Raw genomic sequence first — 15926 nt, forward strand, 5'->3', positions numbered from 1 at the left:
CGGTGTGTCGTTCGCATTCATCCGAAATGCCTTGGACCACTTAAGGCCGTCGTATCGTGGCGACCCCCGGGAAGGTGTGTCATCCCGGTGGGCGCCTGACGACCTTGGGGTCGGGGGCGTTCGGTGGAAGCCTTCGGGGGGAGTGCCCCCGTGCGCTTCTTCGCATTAATCCGAATGCCGGGGATACATTTAACCCCGTTGATTTAGTGGCTCTGTGAGAAAAATAGACACGAGGCGTGCCATAACTTCACGCGCGGTCAATTGTGACATCAATTCGACTGAGCGAGAAATCAATGTATTAGTTTCGCGTGCGTGCGAGGTGTCGATAGAATCGACCCGTTGAAGTCGGTTTATAACGGGTCGCTTTATAAGGCCGGAGGTACGATTCACGTGCGAGCAATGAGTGGGCCGGCAGACTCCATCGAGATTCAGAACGTAGTCGCATCGACCGGGATCGGTCAGGAGCTCGACCTCGAAGCCCTCGCCGACGACCTCCCCGGTGCAGATTTCAACCCGGACAACTTCCCGGGCCTCGTCTATCGCACCCAGGACCCGAAAGCCGCTGCGCTCATCTTCCGTTCGGGGAAGATCGTGTGCACGGGCGCAAAGAGTATCGACGACGTGCACGACGCACTCGGAATCATCTTCGACAAGCTCCGCGAGCTGAAGATTCCCGTCGATGACGAGCCAGAGATAACCGTCCAGAACATCGTCTCCAGCGCGGACCTCGGACACAACCTGAACCTGAACGCGCTGGCTATCGGTCTCGGCCTCGAAGACGTCGAGTACGAGCCCGAGCAGTTCCCCGGTCTCGTCTATCGGATGGACGAGCCGAAGGTCGTCATCCTGCTTTTCGGTTCCGGGAAAATCGTCATTACCGGCGGAAAGCGGACCGACGACGCGGAAACCGCAGTCGAAGAGATCGTCGAGCGCATCGACGCGCTCGGACTGCTCGGATAGACGCTCCCGAACTATCGATTTTTCGCCGTATACGGACCTGAACACCCGAAAGTGTAAAATACGGAACAGTCCAACGGATGGCACATGAGTGCGCGGGAGGACGTTGCGTTCCTCGTCGGGTCGCAAAGCAGGGAGGCTATTCTCCAAGCGCTGGCAGTCGAGCCGCGCCGACCAACTGACCTCGCAGACATCTGTGACTGTGCGAGGGAGACGGCACAGCGGACACTCGCAGGGTTCTGTGACCGCGGGTGGGTCAAAAAGACCGAGGGAGTCTATCATCTCACCGCGGGTGGTGTGATGGTCCACGACCAGTACGCGGAGTTCATCAGTACGGTCGAGTGCGCCGACCGGATGAGCGAGTTCCTGGCGAACGCCGCGGAAATCTGTGAGGGCGCACCCCCTGACGTCCTCAGCCAGATGAACATCACCACCGCTGCCGACAACGACCCTCACGCACCGCTCAACAGATACCTGTCCATCGTCGGAAACGAGCCGGTCGACCGTTTCCGCGGCGTCACGCCCATCGTGAGTCGGGTGTTCAACGAGTCGGCCAAAGACGTATTGGCCCCAGACACGCGGATGGAACTCGTCGTCGACCGCGACGTCCTCGAACGGTCGATGGACGTCTACCCCGAGTCGTTCGAGCGCGCGCAGGTCCTCGACCAGTTCGAACTCCGAGTCACCGACGAGAACCTCGACTTCGGCCTCTTACTGGTCGATGGCCACGGGGTCGTCTCCGCCTACGACAAACACGGTAACTTGACGGCCCTCGTCGACGGTGACGCCCCGGAGGTCGTCTCGTGGGTCGAGAGCCTGTACGAATCCGTCTGTTCGACATCGATCCCGCTCGAGCAACTCGAATTGTGACTCGCCCTCGACAACCGGTAGCGTGACCGACTCGGTCACACGTGATAATTCCAATCACATCCAATTGCAATAAAATATAAGAGGTCGCTCGACAGAGACGTACTTGCAGCGGTGCAGCGTCCCCCACTAGACGATTCGGCCCTTACGTGCTTTCGGTCGGCACCCTGATTCCCCGTCAGGTGTCGGCGTTCTCGATGAGGACGTCTTTCACTACGTCCGGATCTTCGAGCAGTTGGTGCTTGGTGTAGCTTCCTTCCGCACTTCCGCCGCTGTGTTTCGACTGTTCGATGATATCGAGAAAGGCGTGTTCTTTCAGCAGGTCGCGGACCCGCCGAAGCGAGAGGCTATCAGAACCCTGCTGCCGACAGATGTTCTCGTAAACCTCGTAGACGCGACTCGTCCGGAAGCCGTCCTGCTGTTGGTTCGAAAGCGAGAGGATAGCAAGCGCTTGTAACACGTATCGAGAGTGCGGCGTCGACCCGCGAATCAACTCGCGGAAGCGGTCGGTCTCCGCGCGCTGTCGCGCCTGCGTGACGAAGTTCTCTCTGACCGTGCTCGCGCCCATAGACTGGGCGATCTCACCCGCGTACCGCAGGATGTCGATAGCTTTCCGTGCGTCCCCGTGCTCGCGAGCGGCGAGCGCCGCGGCCCGTGGAATCGTCGACGGGTCCAACACGCCGTCGCGGAACGCGTCGCTGCGTGCGTCCATGATGTCGCGAAGTTGGTTCGCATCGTACGGCGGGAAGACGAATTCACGCTCGCAGAGGCTGGATTTCACCCGTTCGTCCATCCGGTCTTTGTACTGAATCTTGTTGCTGATTCCGATGACGCCGAGCTTACAGCCGGCGATCTTGCCGGCCTCCCCCGCCCGCGAGAGCTGCATGAGGATGTCGTCGTCGCTCAGTTTGTCGATTTCGTCGAGGATGATGAGGACAACGTCGTACAGCGAATCGAGGATGCGCCACAGTCGTTTGTAGTACGTCGACGTCGAGAGCCCCTTGTCGGGGACTTTGATTCCGGTAATCGCGGTGTCGTTGACGCTGTCGGCGATAGTCTGGACGGCCTGCGTCTCGGTCGTGTCCTGCGCGCAATCAACGTAGGCGAACGTCGCTTTCACTCCCTCTTCTTCGGCTGTCTCGACGAGTCGCTGGGAGACGTACTTCGCACAGAGCGATTTCCCCGTCCCCGTCTTCCCGTAGATAAGGACGTTGCTCGGGCTCTGCCCGAAGATGGCGGGGTTCACCGCGGTCGCGAGATCCGAGATCTCGTCGTCACGACCGACGATGCGACCCTCCCCGGGAAGGTGGTTTATCTCCAACAATTCCTTGTTGGCGAAGATGGGGTCCTCCCGGGTGAAGAGGTCGTCGCTGGCGTTAGGCATGTTCGCAACACACCACGTTTCCGGTGAAAGGACTTACCATTCGACCCAGCACACACACACCACGTTTCCGGTGAACGACCACGAACCTCGGTTTCCCGTCCACACGAAACGGAGGTATTGATTCACCGGAAACACGGTGTGAGGGAGTCTATCTAACCCAGCGAGGGTCGAGGAATCTCGGATCGTCTCTCGTCCAGTAACGAAGACGAAAACGAAGATAAAAACGGAGACAAAACCCGAGAGTCCGGTATTACCGGTGCTGACCACGCTGAATGTACTCGTTGTCATCGTAACAGAGTTCAATCAACGTCGTCCGCGGTAACCGGCGACACGACCGGTAGCACAGGTTCTCAGAGACTCGCAAGCATCGATAGAGACGACCAGAACACCGAAAACACGCGCCTTGAGACGTATCGTTCGAGTCGACTGATACTCGAGTGTCGAGTATTATCTTGTTTGCGAGTGTATCAATGGTCGGTAACACAAATAAACTATTTAACTATTGTTATACGTGAGCTCCCGTGCCACTGACTCGGAGAAAGTGACCAGTTGACCGTCAGTAGTTGACACAGGCCAGTCGCTCACCGGAAACGAGGTGTCTCACACCAGTCCAGAGACCTGTGTCGATATAGATAGTAGCGCGCCTCTATCGTCGTATTTCACCGGAAACGTGGTGTGTTAGTAATAAATGGACCGATTCAGACCAGGCCGAAAACTACGGAGAAGGGACGGGCGTCAACGGCCACTGTTCGGCGCGCCTCCCACCAAGAGACGCTCGGGCCAGTTCATCGGAAACGTGGTGTGCGCGTGACTCTGTTCCCGTGGCTCGCCAGCGGACCGACACCGATTCCGACGTGATTACTGTCTCCCCCCACCGTGTCGCATTTCACCGGAAACGTGGTGTCTGTCAGCGCTGCTACGTTCTCCGCTCGGTCGGTTGGCAGCGGCTGACTCGGGAATCGGCTGACTTCGAAGCGAGATCACCGATGCGACGTTCAGCCGATGCGATGTTCAGCCGATGCGACGTTCAGCCGATGCGACGTTCAGCCGATGCGACCTTCTGCCGTCGGTCTCGACCGGCGATCTCAACTCTCGCGGTTCGAGGTAGCCTCGCCGTCGAGGCCGGTCTTCATCCCCGTATATTTCGACCAATTCACCGGAAACGTGGTGTCTCTGACCGTTTCACGCGGAGTTGCGATTCACCGGAAGCGAGGTGTGGTACTTCCCACGGGAACGGGTCGGTAACTGACCGGTGCCGACCGACTGTCGGCATCGACTTTTGTCGATATCTACGACTCGACTTTTGCCCTCTCGTTCACCGGAAACGTGGTGTGCATGCGACTCACGTGCACCCCGGTTCGCCCACGCTCGGAACGTTCTCCCGCGACGGACAGTGTCGTTAGCGTGGCGTCAATGCAATTACCCAGGGGAACGAACCGATATCGTATGCGTGCGCTCAGTCGCGTGTGGGTGCGCCTCAGCGAAGCCGTGTCGGGCCGCGGGGACGACCGAGAGTGGTCCCTCGAACGCTCCCGTTCGACGGAGACCCGGTGGTCTCGTTCGGGAGAGCGAGTCGACTGCTTCCGGTTCGACGACGGTTACGTGACCACCGTCCACTACGAAGACCGCGGGGTCACGTGGCAGTTGACCCCGGGACAGGTCCCGCTCGCGAGCGCGCTCGCGATGGCGAAACTGTACCTCGAACACGAACTGACTCCACAGACCGACCCCGAGGGACGTCCGTTCGTCGGCCTCACCGAACGCGGTCCAGTTCAGGTGTTTGAGGAGATTCCGCCCGAACCGGTCGACTACGTCTACCTCGACGGCGTCCGGACGCTCGAGGAGTTCCCGGAGTTCCTCACCGTCAGCGACGACTTCAGATCCGTGTTCGACCGGATGGCTCCGGCGCAGTCGAGTACGTCCCGATAGTCCTGATAGGCGAAACCGCCTCGTTCTCGATAGTTCGAGTCGCTCTCGGTGTCGCAAGCCGTTTCCCCGTCGCGGCCGTACCCGCCTTCGATGACTGCCGAGGACGAGGACCCGAGTCCTCCCGACGGAGACGCCGAGACCAACGAGGCCGACGCCTCCGCAGACGTGCTCGACCGACTGGCAGACGCGACCGACGCGTCGCCAACCACCACCGAGGGGGCGAGCGAAGGCGACGACGGCGACGACGGCGTCTCGCTCGCGTCGTTCTACGAAGCGCTCGAATCCGAGGGCCGACCCGTCGTGACCGCCCAACAGGTCGCGCGGCGTCTCGGCGTCTCGCAGGCGGACGCGATGGACGGACTCGACGCTCTCGCCGACACCGGTCGGGTCCAGCGGGTGAACGTCGAGACGGACCCGACCGTCTGGTACCCGACGGAGTGGGGCGAACTCGCCTCGCGCGAGCGGGTCGTCCTCTTCCCGAAGCGTCGCGAAATCGTCGTCGACAACCCGACTCAGTACACGCGGGCGCGACTCTCCCAGTTCGCGCACCTCGCCGATACCACCGGCGACCGCGAGGGTCGCGGCCGCGGCTACCTCTATCGTATTCGGCAGGAAGACGTGTGGCAAGCGCCCTTCGACGACGTCGACTCGCTCCTCTCGATGCTTCGGTCGGTCCTCCCCGAGCGGTCGCCGCACCTCGAAGTGTGGGTCGAAGACCAATGGAAGCGCGCCCACCAGTTCCGCCTCTACTCCCACGAGGAGGGCTACACCGTCCTCGAAGCGGCCACCGAGAGCCTCATGGGCAACGTCGCGCTCCAGAAACTCGACGACGACCACGTCTACGCGCCCATCTCGGACACGGAGGCGTGGGTCAGAGACGAGGAAATCGCGGCGATAAAGCGCATCCTCTACGACGCAGGCTATCCCGTCGAGGACGACCGCGACCTCGAGGAGGGCGAGGAACTCGACGTCACGCTCGGCGTCGACCTCCGCGACTACCAGCGAGACTGGGTCGACCGCTTCGTCGACCAGCGCGCCGGTGTTCTCGTCGGCCCACCCGGGGCGGGGAAGACCATCGCCGGTATCGGCGCGCTCGCCGCGGTCGGCGGCGAGACGCTTATTCTCGTCCCGAGTCGCGAACTCGCCCGCCAGTGGCGCGAGGAACTCCTCTCGACGACCGACCTCGATGCCGACCAAATCGGCGAGTACCACGGCGGCGCGAAGGAGATTCGACCCGTTACCATAGCCACCTACCAGACCGCTGGGATGGACCGCCACCGCTCGCTTTTCGACTCGCGTCGCTGGGGGCTCATCATCTACGACGAGGCCCACCACATCCCGAGTCGCGTCTTCCAGCGGAGCGCCGACCTCCAGTCTAAACACCGACTCGGGCTGTCGGCGACGCCCATCCGCGAGGACGACAAGGAAGCCGAGATTTTCACGCTCATCGGCCCGCCTATCGGCACCGACTGGGGGAAGCTCTTCGACGCCGGCTACGTTCAGGAGCCGGAAGTCGAGATTCGCTACGTGGGCTGGGGCGACGACATGGACAGAAACGAGTGGGCGTCCAGCGACGGCCGCGAGCGGCACATGCTCGCCGCGATGAACCCCGGGAAGATATTCGAGATTCGTCGGCTCCGCGCCCGCCACGCCGACTCGAAGGCGCTCGTCTTCGTCGATTATCTCGACCAGGGCGAGGCGATTTCCGAGGCGCTCGACGTGCCGTTCGTCAGCGGCGAGACCCGTCACCACCGCCGTGAAGCGTATTTCAAGGCGTTCCGCGACGGCGACCTCGACACGCTCGTCATCTCCCGCATCGGCGACGAGGGAATCGACCTCCCGAACGCAGGGCTCGCAATCGTCGCCTCCGGGCTCGGCGGCTCTCGCCGGCAGGGCTCCCAGCGCGCCGGTCGAACCATGCGTCCGACGGGGAGCGCGCTCGTCTACGTGCTCGCCACCCGCGGGACCAGCGAGGAGGACTTCGCCCAGCGCCAGATGCAACACCTCGCCGGAAAGGGGATTCGCGTCCGCGAGACGAGTTCTGACGACCTCGACACCGATGCGAGTGACGGTGACCCCGACTCAGACGGGGAGGAGTCGGCGTCTGCGGACGGTTCCGAGTCGATGATGTCCGACGAGTAATCGCGCCGTCGTCGGGCGCTTGGCCGCCCGGAATGAGAATTCTTAAGTCTAACCGTAGACTGAGATTCTCTTGACCGCTCTTAGCTCAGCCTGGCAGAGCAGCCGACTGTAGATCGGCTTGTCCCCCGTTCAAATCGGGGAGAGCGGATTTTGCTTGCAAAATCCGGTCGAGCCGGTTTGAGCAGGTCAGTCGCAGCGCGTGAACGAAGTGAACGCGTCGTCTGACTGGGTTCAAATCGGGGAGAGCGGACTGAACTTCAACACCCGCGAGCGCAGCGAGCGGTGTTGAATGTGAAGGACTCCTCAACCCGATTTGAGCAGCGAGCAACGCGAAGCGTTGCGAGTGAGTTCAAATCGGGGAGAGCGGACTGTCTTCTCTCGTACTGGTCAGTTCACTCCCTTAGTCTCGCCCACAACACCCTCTACTCCCGCCCGCCCCACACCGTCTTCTCGACCAGTTCGACGGTCATCGGCTCGTCGACGTGAATCTGACACGAGAGTCGCGGGTAGCCGAACCGCGCCGCGAGGTCGTCGTGCCAGTGGTCGGCCGTCGGCTCGCCAGCACGAATCCGGACACCGCACGTCGCACAGAGGCCTCGGCCGCCGCAGTTCGTACGCTTCGTGAGACGCGCGTACGGCGAGATGCCGGCCTCAAGAAGCGCGTCGCGGAGGACGGTCCCACGTTCGACGCTGAGCTCGGTGACGCGCTTGCCGTCGGTATCGCGGACGCGGACCGTGACGGTCGGGCCGGCCGGGTCGCGCCCGGGTCGAGACTCGGGGTCGCCCATCGGTCGGCCGTTAGGCCCGACTCGACATGGCTGTACCCCTGCTGGTCACCCTCTCGGTCGTGGCTCTCTCGTCGTCTATGTAGAGTCCATACCCGAAGATATCAGTATTATAACGGCTTATGCCGGGCGAATTCGTAGGTGAGTGTGATGGTGACCTTCGCGTCCGCGCCGGTGTTGGTGAACGTCCGCGTCGAGATGAACGACCACGAGACGATGACGGTCGAACTGCACGAGACGAACGAAACGCGCCACCTTGTGGCCTATGAATCAGAGCGCATCCGCGACACGCTGGCGTCCCTCTCCGAGGGCGCTCGCGTCCCCGTCGAGATGGTCCGCGCTGGTTCGCGTTCGAACGTCTGGAAGGCTGTCGCACTCCACGGCCGGCAGTCTACTGTCACGGACCAGTCCGTTCGGACGGCGAACTGAGCCGTCCCAGTTCGTTCACTCGCCGTCCTCTCGTCCACCGGTCCCACCAGAGACAAACCGTCGGTGCTATACTCCTCGCCCGTGTCGCGCACCGCAATGAGCTTCGTTGCCGAGGTGGAAGTCCGGTTCCGCGACCACGACTCGTTCGGACACGTGAACAACGCCGTCTACGCGACCTACTGCGAGCAGGCCCGCGTCCGCTTCTTCGAGGAGGTAATGGACACACCGCTTTCTGCCCCCCACATCGTCGTCGCGCACCTCGAACTCGACTACCGCGCGCCCATCGAAAGCGTCGGCACCGTCGAGGTGGAAGTCGAGGCCGGCGAGCCCGGCGGAAAGAGCTTCCCCATCTACTACACGCTCTCCTACGAGGGCGAAGTCGTCGCCACCGGCGAGACGGTCCAGGTCGCCATGGACGACGAGGGCCGCCCGACCCGCGTCCCCGACCAGTGGCGCGAGGCAATCGCCGACCAGCCGTAGCGCCTGACGGCGACTGACCGCACCCGACCGCACCCACCGCGCCCGACCGCGCGGCCGCATCCTGTCTGTCTCCCCGAATAGACCGCGACCGACAGGACTCGACATTCGCCCGACTGGGCCGAGACAGGAGAATTATATACTCTCGTGATAATATCCGGGTATGCCTCGGGGAACACTAAAACACGCACGGTCGGCGGAAGCCGACGACGAGACCCCGCTGTCCCGAGCAGGCGAGCGCGCCCTCCACATCGGTCGCGACCGGCCGATTCGCATCAGCGCCGGACACCGCCTCCTCCACCACGACGGCAAGTGTAGCCGCCCGCACGGGCACAACTATGAGATTTCGGTCCGCGTCGTCGGCGACCTCACCGACGAGGGCTGGGTCGTCGACAAGGGCGTCGTCACCGACGTCATCGACGAGTGGGACCACCGCTTCCTCGTCGAGTCGGGCGACCCGCTGGTCGAGGCGTTCGAGCGCTCCGGCGACGCCGACGGAGCGGTCGTTCTCGACGCGCCGCCGACGGCCGAGGTGATGGCCGTCGTCCTCGAGGAGAAACTGCTCGCGGCGCTCCCCGATACCGTCTCCGAAGTCTCCGTCTCGGTCAGCGAGACGTCAGAACTCTGCGCCGGCTTCTGATGCCCGTCTCCGACACCGTCGCCCGCGAGGACACCGATTCTGCGGGCGACCGCCTTCCGATAAACGAACTGTTCGCGTCGCTCCAGGGCGAGGGAAAACTCGCCGGCGTCCCGAGCACGTTCGTCCGCACCAGCGGCTGTAACCTCCGCTGTTGGTTCTGCGACTCGTTTCACACCTCGTGGGAGCCGACTCACGCATGGATGAGCCTCGACGAAATCGTCGCCGAGGTCGAGTCGCTGTCCCCCGAACACGTGGTCGTCACCGGCGGCGAACCCCTCGTCCACGACGAGACCGACGCGCTCCTGTCGGCGCTCGCCGACGACTACCACCTGACTGTCGAGACGAACGGGACGCTCGAAACCGACGCGCCGGTCGACCTCGCGAGCATCAGCCCGAAACTCGCGTCGTCGACGCCGACGCCCGAGAACGCCCCGGCCGACGTTGACCCCGGCGTCTGGACCGAGCGACACGAAAACGCCCGCGTCGACCTCGACGCGCTCGCCTCGTTGGTCGAACACGCGGCGGAGTTCCAACTGAAGTTCGTCGTCACCGGCCGCGACGACCTCGGCGAAATCGAGTCGCTCGTCGCCGACGTGCGCGGCGTCGCCGACCGCGAGGTGCGCGACAGCGATGTGCTGCTCATGCCCGAGGGACAGACCCGCGACGAACTCGCCCGCACCCGGACCGAGGTCGCCGACCTCGCTGCGACGTTCGGTTACCGCTACACGCCGCGACTTCACGTCGACCTCTGGAACGACGCGCCCGAGACGTGACGCGGCGCGATCCGATTCGCATCGTCGAGCAACCGCTTCGAACCAACTCACGCCCTTTCACCAACGCACATGACTGACGAACCCGATTCGACCGATGAAAAGCGCGCCGTCGTCCTCCTCTCCGGCGGCATGGACAGCGCGACGACCGCCTACGAGGCCAAGCAACGCGGCTACGAACTCTACGCGCTCCACACCTCCTACGGTCAGAAGACCGAGTCGAAAGAGTACGACTGCGCCCGCGCGCTCGCCGACGAACTCGACGCCCGCGACTTCCTTCACATCGAGACGAGCCACCTGAAGCAGATCGGCGCGTCGTCGCTCACGGACGACTCGATGGCCGTCGCCGACGCCGACATGGACGCCGACGAGATTCCGACCTCGTACGTCCCCTTCCGCAACGCTAACCTCCTGTCGATGGCCGTCTCGTACGCCGAGGCGAACGACTGCGACGCCGTCTTCGTCGGCGCGCACTCCGAGGACTACTCGGGCTATCCCGACTGCCGACCCGAGTTCTTCGACGCCTTCGAGACCATGGTCGATGTCGGCACGAAACCCGACACGACCATCTCGCTGGAAGTGCCGTTCGTCCACGACTCGAAGACCGATATCGCCCGCCACGGCCTCGAACTCGGCGTCCCCTTCGAACACACGTGGTCCTGCTACCGCGCCGAGGAACCCGCCTGCGGCACCTGCGACTCCTGTGCGTTCCGCCTGCAGGCGTTCCAGAACCTCGGCGAGCGCGACCCGATTCCGTACGCCGAGCGCCCGGACTACGTGGACGCTGACGCGGCGTAGCGTCGTCCCGCACACTGACCGCCGCGCACCCCGCGCGCCGACGAAACGAGGAAATTTCGCCCGCGTCCCGACCTGTCTCCTCGCGTCCCTTTTTCACCGGCCTGCGCGAATCCCGCGCCATGAGCGACGAGAAACGTCGAACCGCCGCCCAGTTCGGGAGCGCCGCCGAGTCGTACTTCGACAGCGAGGTCCACCGCCTCGGCGAGGACCGCGAGACGCTCGCGTCGTGGTGTCGCGGCGCAACCCGCGCGCTCGACGTGGCGACCGGTGCCGGCCACACCGCGGGCGCGATAGCCGATACCGGCGTCTCCTCGGTCATCGCGGCCGACGCCGCCCCCGAGATGGTCGCCACCGCAGTCCGCGAGTACCCCGTCGCGGGCGTCGTCGCCGACGCGGAGCGCCTTCCCTTCGCTGCCGACTCCTTCGACGCGGCCGCCTGCCGCATCGCCGCGCACCACTTCCCCGATCCCGAGTCGTTCGTCGCCGAGGTCGCCCGCGTCCTCGAACCCGGCGGCGTCTTCGCCTTCGAGGACAACGTCGCGCCCGAGGACGCGACTCTCGCCGAGTTCCTCAACGGCGTCGAGGTGCTCCGCGACCCGACCCACGTCGAACTCCACCCGGTTTCGCGGTGGCGCGAGTGGTTCGAGGCCGCGGGCCTGTCGGTCGAAGCGGTCGAGACCGCAGCGATACGCCTCGAGTTCGACCCGTGGACCGAGCGGACGAACGTCTCGCCCGACGACCGGGCCGAACTCGAACGCCGCTTCCGCGAGGCGCCCGACGAGGCGAAAGCGCTGTTCGACGTGGTGTTCGACGGCGACGAGGTCGTCTCGTTCGCCAACCCGAAGGCGCTGATTCGAGCCCGGAAGGGGTAGCGCTGTCGGGGAAAACCCGTCCCCGTTCCCGTCCCCACTTCCCGACCCGTTCCTGTCCCCGCTTCCCGCCCCGTTCCCGTCCCCGCTTCCCGACCCGTTCCCGTCCCTGTTTCCCGCCGGCCGGCTGCGACTCACCGAGACCCACAAACGGTAAGCGGACCCCCCGCGACGTGGGGGTGTGTCAACGCCCGACTCCGACGCCCCAATCTCGCCGCTCGCGGGCCTCGGCATCGCCGTCCTCGCGGTCAGCACGAGCGCCATCCTCGTCCGCTGGAGCGCCGCGCCGAGCCTCGTGAAGGCCTTCTACCGCGTCCTGTTCACCGTGGCCCTCCTCGCGCCGGTCGCGCTCGTCCGCCACCGCGACGCGCTGGCGACCATCTCGGGTCGGGACCTCCTCGCGGCCGGTGGTGCGGGCGTCGCGCTCGCGGCCCACTTCGCGTCGTGGTTCGAGAGCCTCAACCACACGACGGTCGCCGCGAGCGTCACGCTCGTGCAGTCTCAACCGCTGTTCGTCGCCGTCGGCGCGTGGGCCGTCCTCGACGAGCGCGTGAGTCGCCGCACCGCAATCGGCATCGGCGTCGCCCTCGCGGGAATGGTGCTCATGTCCGTCTCCGACTTCCTCACCGCCAGCGGCGCGCCGCGCCCGCTTCTCGGAAACGGACTGGCGGTCGTCGGGGCCGTGACGGCGGCCGCATACGTCCTCACGGGCCGGAGCGTTCGGAGCAGGGTCTCGCTCGTCCCCTACGTGGTCGTCGTCTACTCGGTCTGTGCCGCCGCGCTCCTCGTCGTCGCGGTCGGCCGCGGCGACCCGCTTACCGGCTATCCGCCCCGCGAGTGGCTTCTGTTTCTCGGGATGGCCGTCGGACCGGGCGTTTTCGGCCACACCGTCATCAACTGGGCGCTCGCCCACCTCGAATCGAGCGTCGTCTCCGTCTCTCTTCTCGGTGAGCCCGTCGGCAGTACGATTCTCGCGCTCTTTCTCCTCGGTGAGATTCCCACGCTCCCGACCGTCCTCGGCGGAGCGGTCGTCCTCGGCGGTATCTACGTCAGCGCGTCCTGACCTCTCCCGCCTCGAGAGGACGGCACTGCCTTCGAATGATCGCCCGCAGACGCGGCTGTTCGTCTCCTGTCCCCGAGTTCGTTATCGGAGCTGATAACCGCGTCACAACGCTCATTACGGTGAGCGGTCGCTACTCCGTATGGACGACGGGTCGGGGGCAGACGTACGTGTCCTCCACGTCGACGACGAACCCAGTCTGACGGACCTCGTGTCGATTTACCTCGAACGCGAGGCCGGCGACGTCGACCTCTCGGTCTCGACGTCGAACTCGGGGGCCGACGCCCTCGAACGACTCCGGCAGGAACAGGTCGATTGCGTCGTGTCGGACTACGACATGCCCGATATCGACGGACTGGAGTTCCTCCGCGCGGTCCGTTCCGAACACCCCGACCTCCCTTTCATCCTCTTTACCGGCAAAGGCTCCGAGGAGGTCGCCCGCGACGCCTTCCGCGTCGGCGCGACCGACTACATGCAGAAAGACACTGGCACGGACCAGTACACGGTCCTCGCCAACCGCGTCGTCAACGCCGTCTCGCAGTACCGCGCGAAGGCGGCCTCCGAGCGGTACGGCACCGCCATCGAGGTGCTCGACAGCGGCGTCTACTCGCTCGATTCGTCCGGTCGCTTTACCTCCGCCGACGGCGTCTTCTGCGAGCTCACCGGCTACGACCGGGAAGCAATTATCGGCCGTGAGTTCGCCGACCTCGCCGCCGAATCCGACGACGAGATTCGCGCCGCCTTCGAGCGAGTCGTCGCCCCTGACGCCCCCGACACGGAACGATTCGAGACGGTGCTTTCGCCCGGTCCCGCGTATCCGCACGACGACGACCTCCTGTGCGAGGGTCATCTCGCGCTCCGTCCCACCGAGGACGACGAACCCGCCGTCATCGGAACGCTACAGGACGTGACCGAGCGCCGCCGCCGCCGGAACCGTCTGCGCTACGAGACGCGCCTGAAAGACGCCGTGTTGGACACGTCCACGTCGTTGATGAGCGCCGAGACCGACGAAATCGGCACGAAAATCGAGTGGACGCTCCAGTCCGTCGGTGAGGTGGCCGACCTCGACCGCTGTTCGGTCTACCTCTACGACGACGAGACGAACGTCGCCGCGCGGATGCACGACTGGCGCGGCGGCGACCCGCGCGAGCATCCCGCGCGCGTCGCCCTCGAAGACGCTCGCTGGCTGGTCGAACGACTCCATCGCTTCGAAAACGTCCGCCTCCACCGAGTCTCGGACCTCCCGCCCGAGGCGTCGGACACGAAGCACGTACTCACCGACGCTGAGACCGGTGGGTTCGTCGCCGTCCCGATGGTCTCGAAGTGGGCGCTCGTCGGCTTCGTCGTCTTCGACGTGGTCGAGACGAGTCGCTCGTGGACCGACACCGAAGTCGACCTCCTGCGCTCGGTCGCGAACAACGTCACGCACACGCTGGCCCGCCAGCGACGCGAGCGCGAACTCCAGCGGCAGAACGACCGTCTCGAGGAGTTCGCGTCGGTCGTCTCCCACGACCTCAGGAACCCCCTCAACGTCGCCAAGGGGTTCGTCGAACTCGCTCGCGAGGAAGAGGATGTGACCTACCTTGACCGCGCGCTCGACGGCGTCACCCGGATGGACACGCTCCTCAACGACGTGCTCAAACTGGCCAGACAGGGCCGAAAGGTCGGCGAGACGCACTCGGTCGCCATCGAGAACGTCGCCGAGCGGGCGTGGAAGGCGGTCGATACCGGCGACGACGCGGTCCTCGTCGTCGAGGACGGCCTCGGGTCCACGCAGGCCGACCAAGGCCGGCTCCAGCAGGCGTTCGAGAACCTGTTTCGGAACGCCGTGGAACACGGTGGTCCCTGCCGCGACGGCGGCGACGACGCCTCCGCAGACGGCGCGTCGAGAAAAGCTGTGGACGCGCCCGCCGGCGACACCGCGTCGTCCGGGTCGTCCACGACGAGCGCGGGCGACGAACTGACCGTTCGCGTCGGTCCCACCGAGACCGGCTTCTACGTCGCCGACGACGGTCCCGGCATCCCGGCCGACGAGCGCGACACCGTCTTCGAACACGGCCACTCCACGTCCGAGTCCGGCACGGGCTTCGGGCTCTCTATCGTCGAGAGCATCGTCGAGGCGCACGGGTGGGACATCGTGGCCACCACGCCCGAACCCGACCTCGGCGGCGCGCGGTTCGAGTTCGACATTGGCGGCGTCCGCTCCGAGGTCGAACCGCGGTTCTCGCTCAGCGATGACTGAACCGTCGGCGCTCTGATCCGACTGCTGTTCTACTGTTCTTCCAACAGTCGCTTCGTCTCGGCGTGGCGCGCGCGGAACATCCCCTCGACGCCGACACCGCCGAAGACGCCCGCGAGGTCGCCGAGCGGGCCGAACGGCAACTCGTACTCCACGCGGTCTTCGAGAATCGTCTCGTCACCGTCGGCGACGAAGCGGTGGGTGTGGACCCACCGCGAGAAGGGGCCGCCGACCATGTCGTCTCGGAACCACGCCGTCCCTTCGCCCGACTCGCGGTCGAGGATGCGTGAGGTCCACCGCTGGCGCGGGCCGACGCCGAACGGTCGCATCGACATCTCGATTTCCGCTCCGGCGACGAGTTCGTCGGGGTCTTCTTCGTCGTCGGGGCCGCGGACCGACTCGATTTCGAGGTGCATCCACACCGGGGTGAGCGCCTCCAGTCCGGACACCTCGGAGTGGAACTCCCAGACGCGCTCGAGCGGGGCGGCGATTCGGGTTCGACGCTGGTAGACCGGCATACCCGACCGTTAGGCCGGAGACGGAAAAGCGATGCTGGCGGATGGTTCGAACGAAGGGACGA

At 64.8% G+C, this 15926-nt stretch carries 15 protein-coding genes and 1 tRNA gene; 13 read left to right on the forward strand and 3 right to left on the reverse strand.

The window, feature by feature from the left end; genetic code table 11:
- The first annotated feature begins 399 nt into the window (after positions 1-399).
- Together AM590_RS12345 and AM590_RS12350 are read left to right on the forward strand one after the other, a co-directional pair.
- On the forward strand, positions 400-960 hold the full coding sequence (locus AM590_RS12345) for a TATA-box-binding protein (protein WP_004041616.1): 561 nt from the start codon (positions 400-402) through the stop codon (positions 958-960).
- 297 nt (positions 961-1257) lie between these two features.
- Positions 1258-1827: a hypothetical protein gene (locus tag AM590_RS12350; protein ID WP_058827740.1), complete on the forward strand. Its 570-nt coding sequence runs from the start codon at positions 1258-1260 to the stop codon at positions 1825-1827.
- Positions 1828-2002: 175 nt separating this feature from the next.
- Here the strand turns inward: AM590_RS12350 and AM590_RS12355 are convergent, their stop codons facing one another.
- On the reverse strand, positions 2003-3208 hold the full coding sequence (locus AM590_RS12355; RefSeq protein ID WP_058827741.1) for a Cdc6/Cdc18 family protein: 1206 nt from the start codon (positions 3206-3208) through the stop codon (positions 2003-2005).
- Positions 3209-4654: 1446 nt separating this feature from the next.
- On the opposite strand from AM590_RS12355, the gene AM590_RS12360 reads away from it, so the two are divergent.
- From AM590_RS12360 to AM590_RS12370, 3 genes are all read left to right on the forward strand, one after another.
- Complete coding sequence (locus tag AM590_RS12360; protein ID WP_058827742.1) at positions 4655-5137, forward strand: hypothetical protein; 483 nt, start codon at positions 4655-4657, stop codon at positions 5135-5137.
- Between the two features lie 90 nt (positions 5138-5227).
- Entirely contained in the window at positions 5228-7279 is a 2052-nt protein-coding gene (locus AM590_RS12365; protein ID WP_058827743.1) for a DEAD/DEAH box helicase, read from the forward strand.
- A 74-nt stretch (positions 7280-7353) separates the two neighbouring features.
- A tRNA-Tyr gene (locus tag AM590_RS12370) sits at positions 7354-7427 on the forward strand.
- Positions 7428-7701: 274 nt separating this feature from the next.
- On the opposite strand, the gene AM590_RS12375 is transcribed toward AM590_RS12370, so the two are convergent.
- Complete coding sequence (locus AM590_RS12375; RefSeq protein ID WP_058827744.1) at positions 7702-8067, reverse strand: 2Fe-2S iron-sulfur cluster-binding protein; 366 nt, start codon at positions 8065-8067, stop codon at positions 7702-7704.
- Positions 8068-8214: 147 nt separating this feature from the next.
- On the opposite strand from AM590_RS12375, the gene AM590_RS12380 reads away from it, so the two are divergent.
- The 8 genes from AM590_RS12380 to AM590_RS12415 all read left to right on the forward strand — a co-directional run bounded on the left by AM590_RS12380 (position 8215) and on the right by AM590_RS12415 (position 15349).
- Positions 8215-8493: a hypothetical protein gene (locus tag AM590_RS12380; RefSeq protein WP_058827745.1), complete on the forward strand. Its 279-nt coding sequence runs from the start codon at positions 8215-8217 to the stop codon at positions 8491-8493.
- A gap of 96 nt (positions 8494-8589) precedes the next feature.
- Positions 8590-8973 carry a thioesterase family protein gene (locus AM590_RS12385; RefSeq protein ID WP_058827746.1) on the forward strand — a complete coding sequence of 128 codons (384 nt, stop codon included), beginning with the start codon at positions 8590-8592 and terminating at the stop codon, positions 8971-8973.
- Between the two features lie 160 nt (positions 8974-9133).
- Entirely contained in the window at positions 9134-9610 is a 477-nt protein-coding gene (locus tag AM590_RS12390; RefSeq protein WP_058827747.1) for a 6-pyruvoyl tetrahydropterin synthase family protein, read from the forward strand.
- A complete protein-coding gene (locus AM590_RS12395; RefSeq protein WP_058827748.1) occupies positions 9610-10383 on the forward strand; it encodes a 7-carboxy-7-deazaguanine synthase QueE in 774 nt (257 codons plus the stop codon). The genes AM590_RS12390 and AM590_RS12395 overlap by 1 nt, the downstream gene beginning before the upstream one ends.
- Positions 10384-10452: 69 nt before the next feature.
- Entirely contained in the window at positions 10453-11178 is a 726-nt protein-coding gene (gene queC / locus AM590_RS12400) for a 7-cyano-7-deazaguanine synthase QueC (protein WP_058827749.1), read from the forward strand.
- A 119-nt stretch (positions 11179-11297) separates the two neighbouring features.
- Positions 11298-12050 (forward strand): class I SAM-dependent methyltransferase, encoded by a 753-nt coding sequence (locus tag AM590_RS12405; RefSeq protein ID WP_058827750.1) that lies wholly within the window; start codon positions 11298-11300, stop codon positions 12048-12050.
- Positions 12051-12228: 178 nt separating this feature from the next.
- Entirely contained in the window at positions 12229-13110 is an 882-nt protein-coding gene (locus AM590_RS12410) for a DMT family transporter (protein ID WP_058568011.1), read from the forward strand.
- 139 nt (positions 13111-13249) lie between these two features.
- Positions 13250-15349, forward strand: coding sequence for a response regulator (locus AM590_RS12415; RefSeq protein WP_058827751.1), 2100 nt, complete (start codon positions 13250-13252; stop codon positions 15347-15349).
- Between the two features lie 29 nt (positions 15350-15378).
- Here AM590_RS12415 and AM590_RS12420 read toward each other — a convergent pair whose 3' ends face one another.
- Positions 15379-15864: an SRPBCC family protein gene (locus AM590_RS12420; RefSeq protein WP_058827752.1), complete on the reverse strand. Its 486-nt coding sequence runs from the start codon at positions 15862-15864 to the stop codon at positions 15379-15381.
- Positions 15865-15926: the final 62 nt, after the last annotated feature.

Source organism: Haloferax sp. Q22 (assembly GCF_001482285.1).
GTDB lineage: Archaea > Halobacteriota > Halobacteria > Halobacteriales > Haloferacaceae > Haloferax.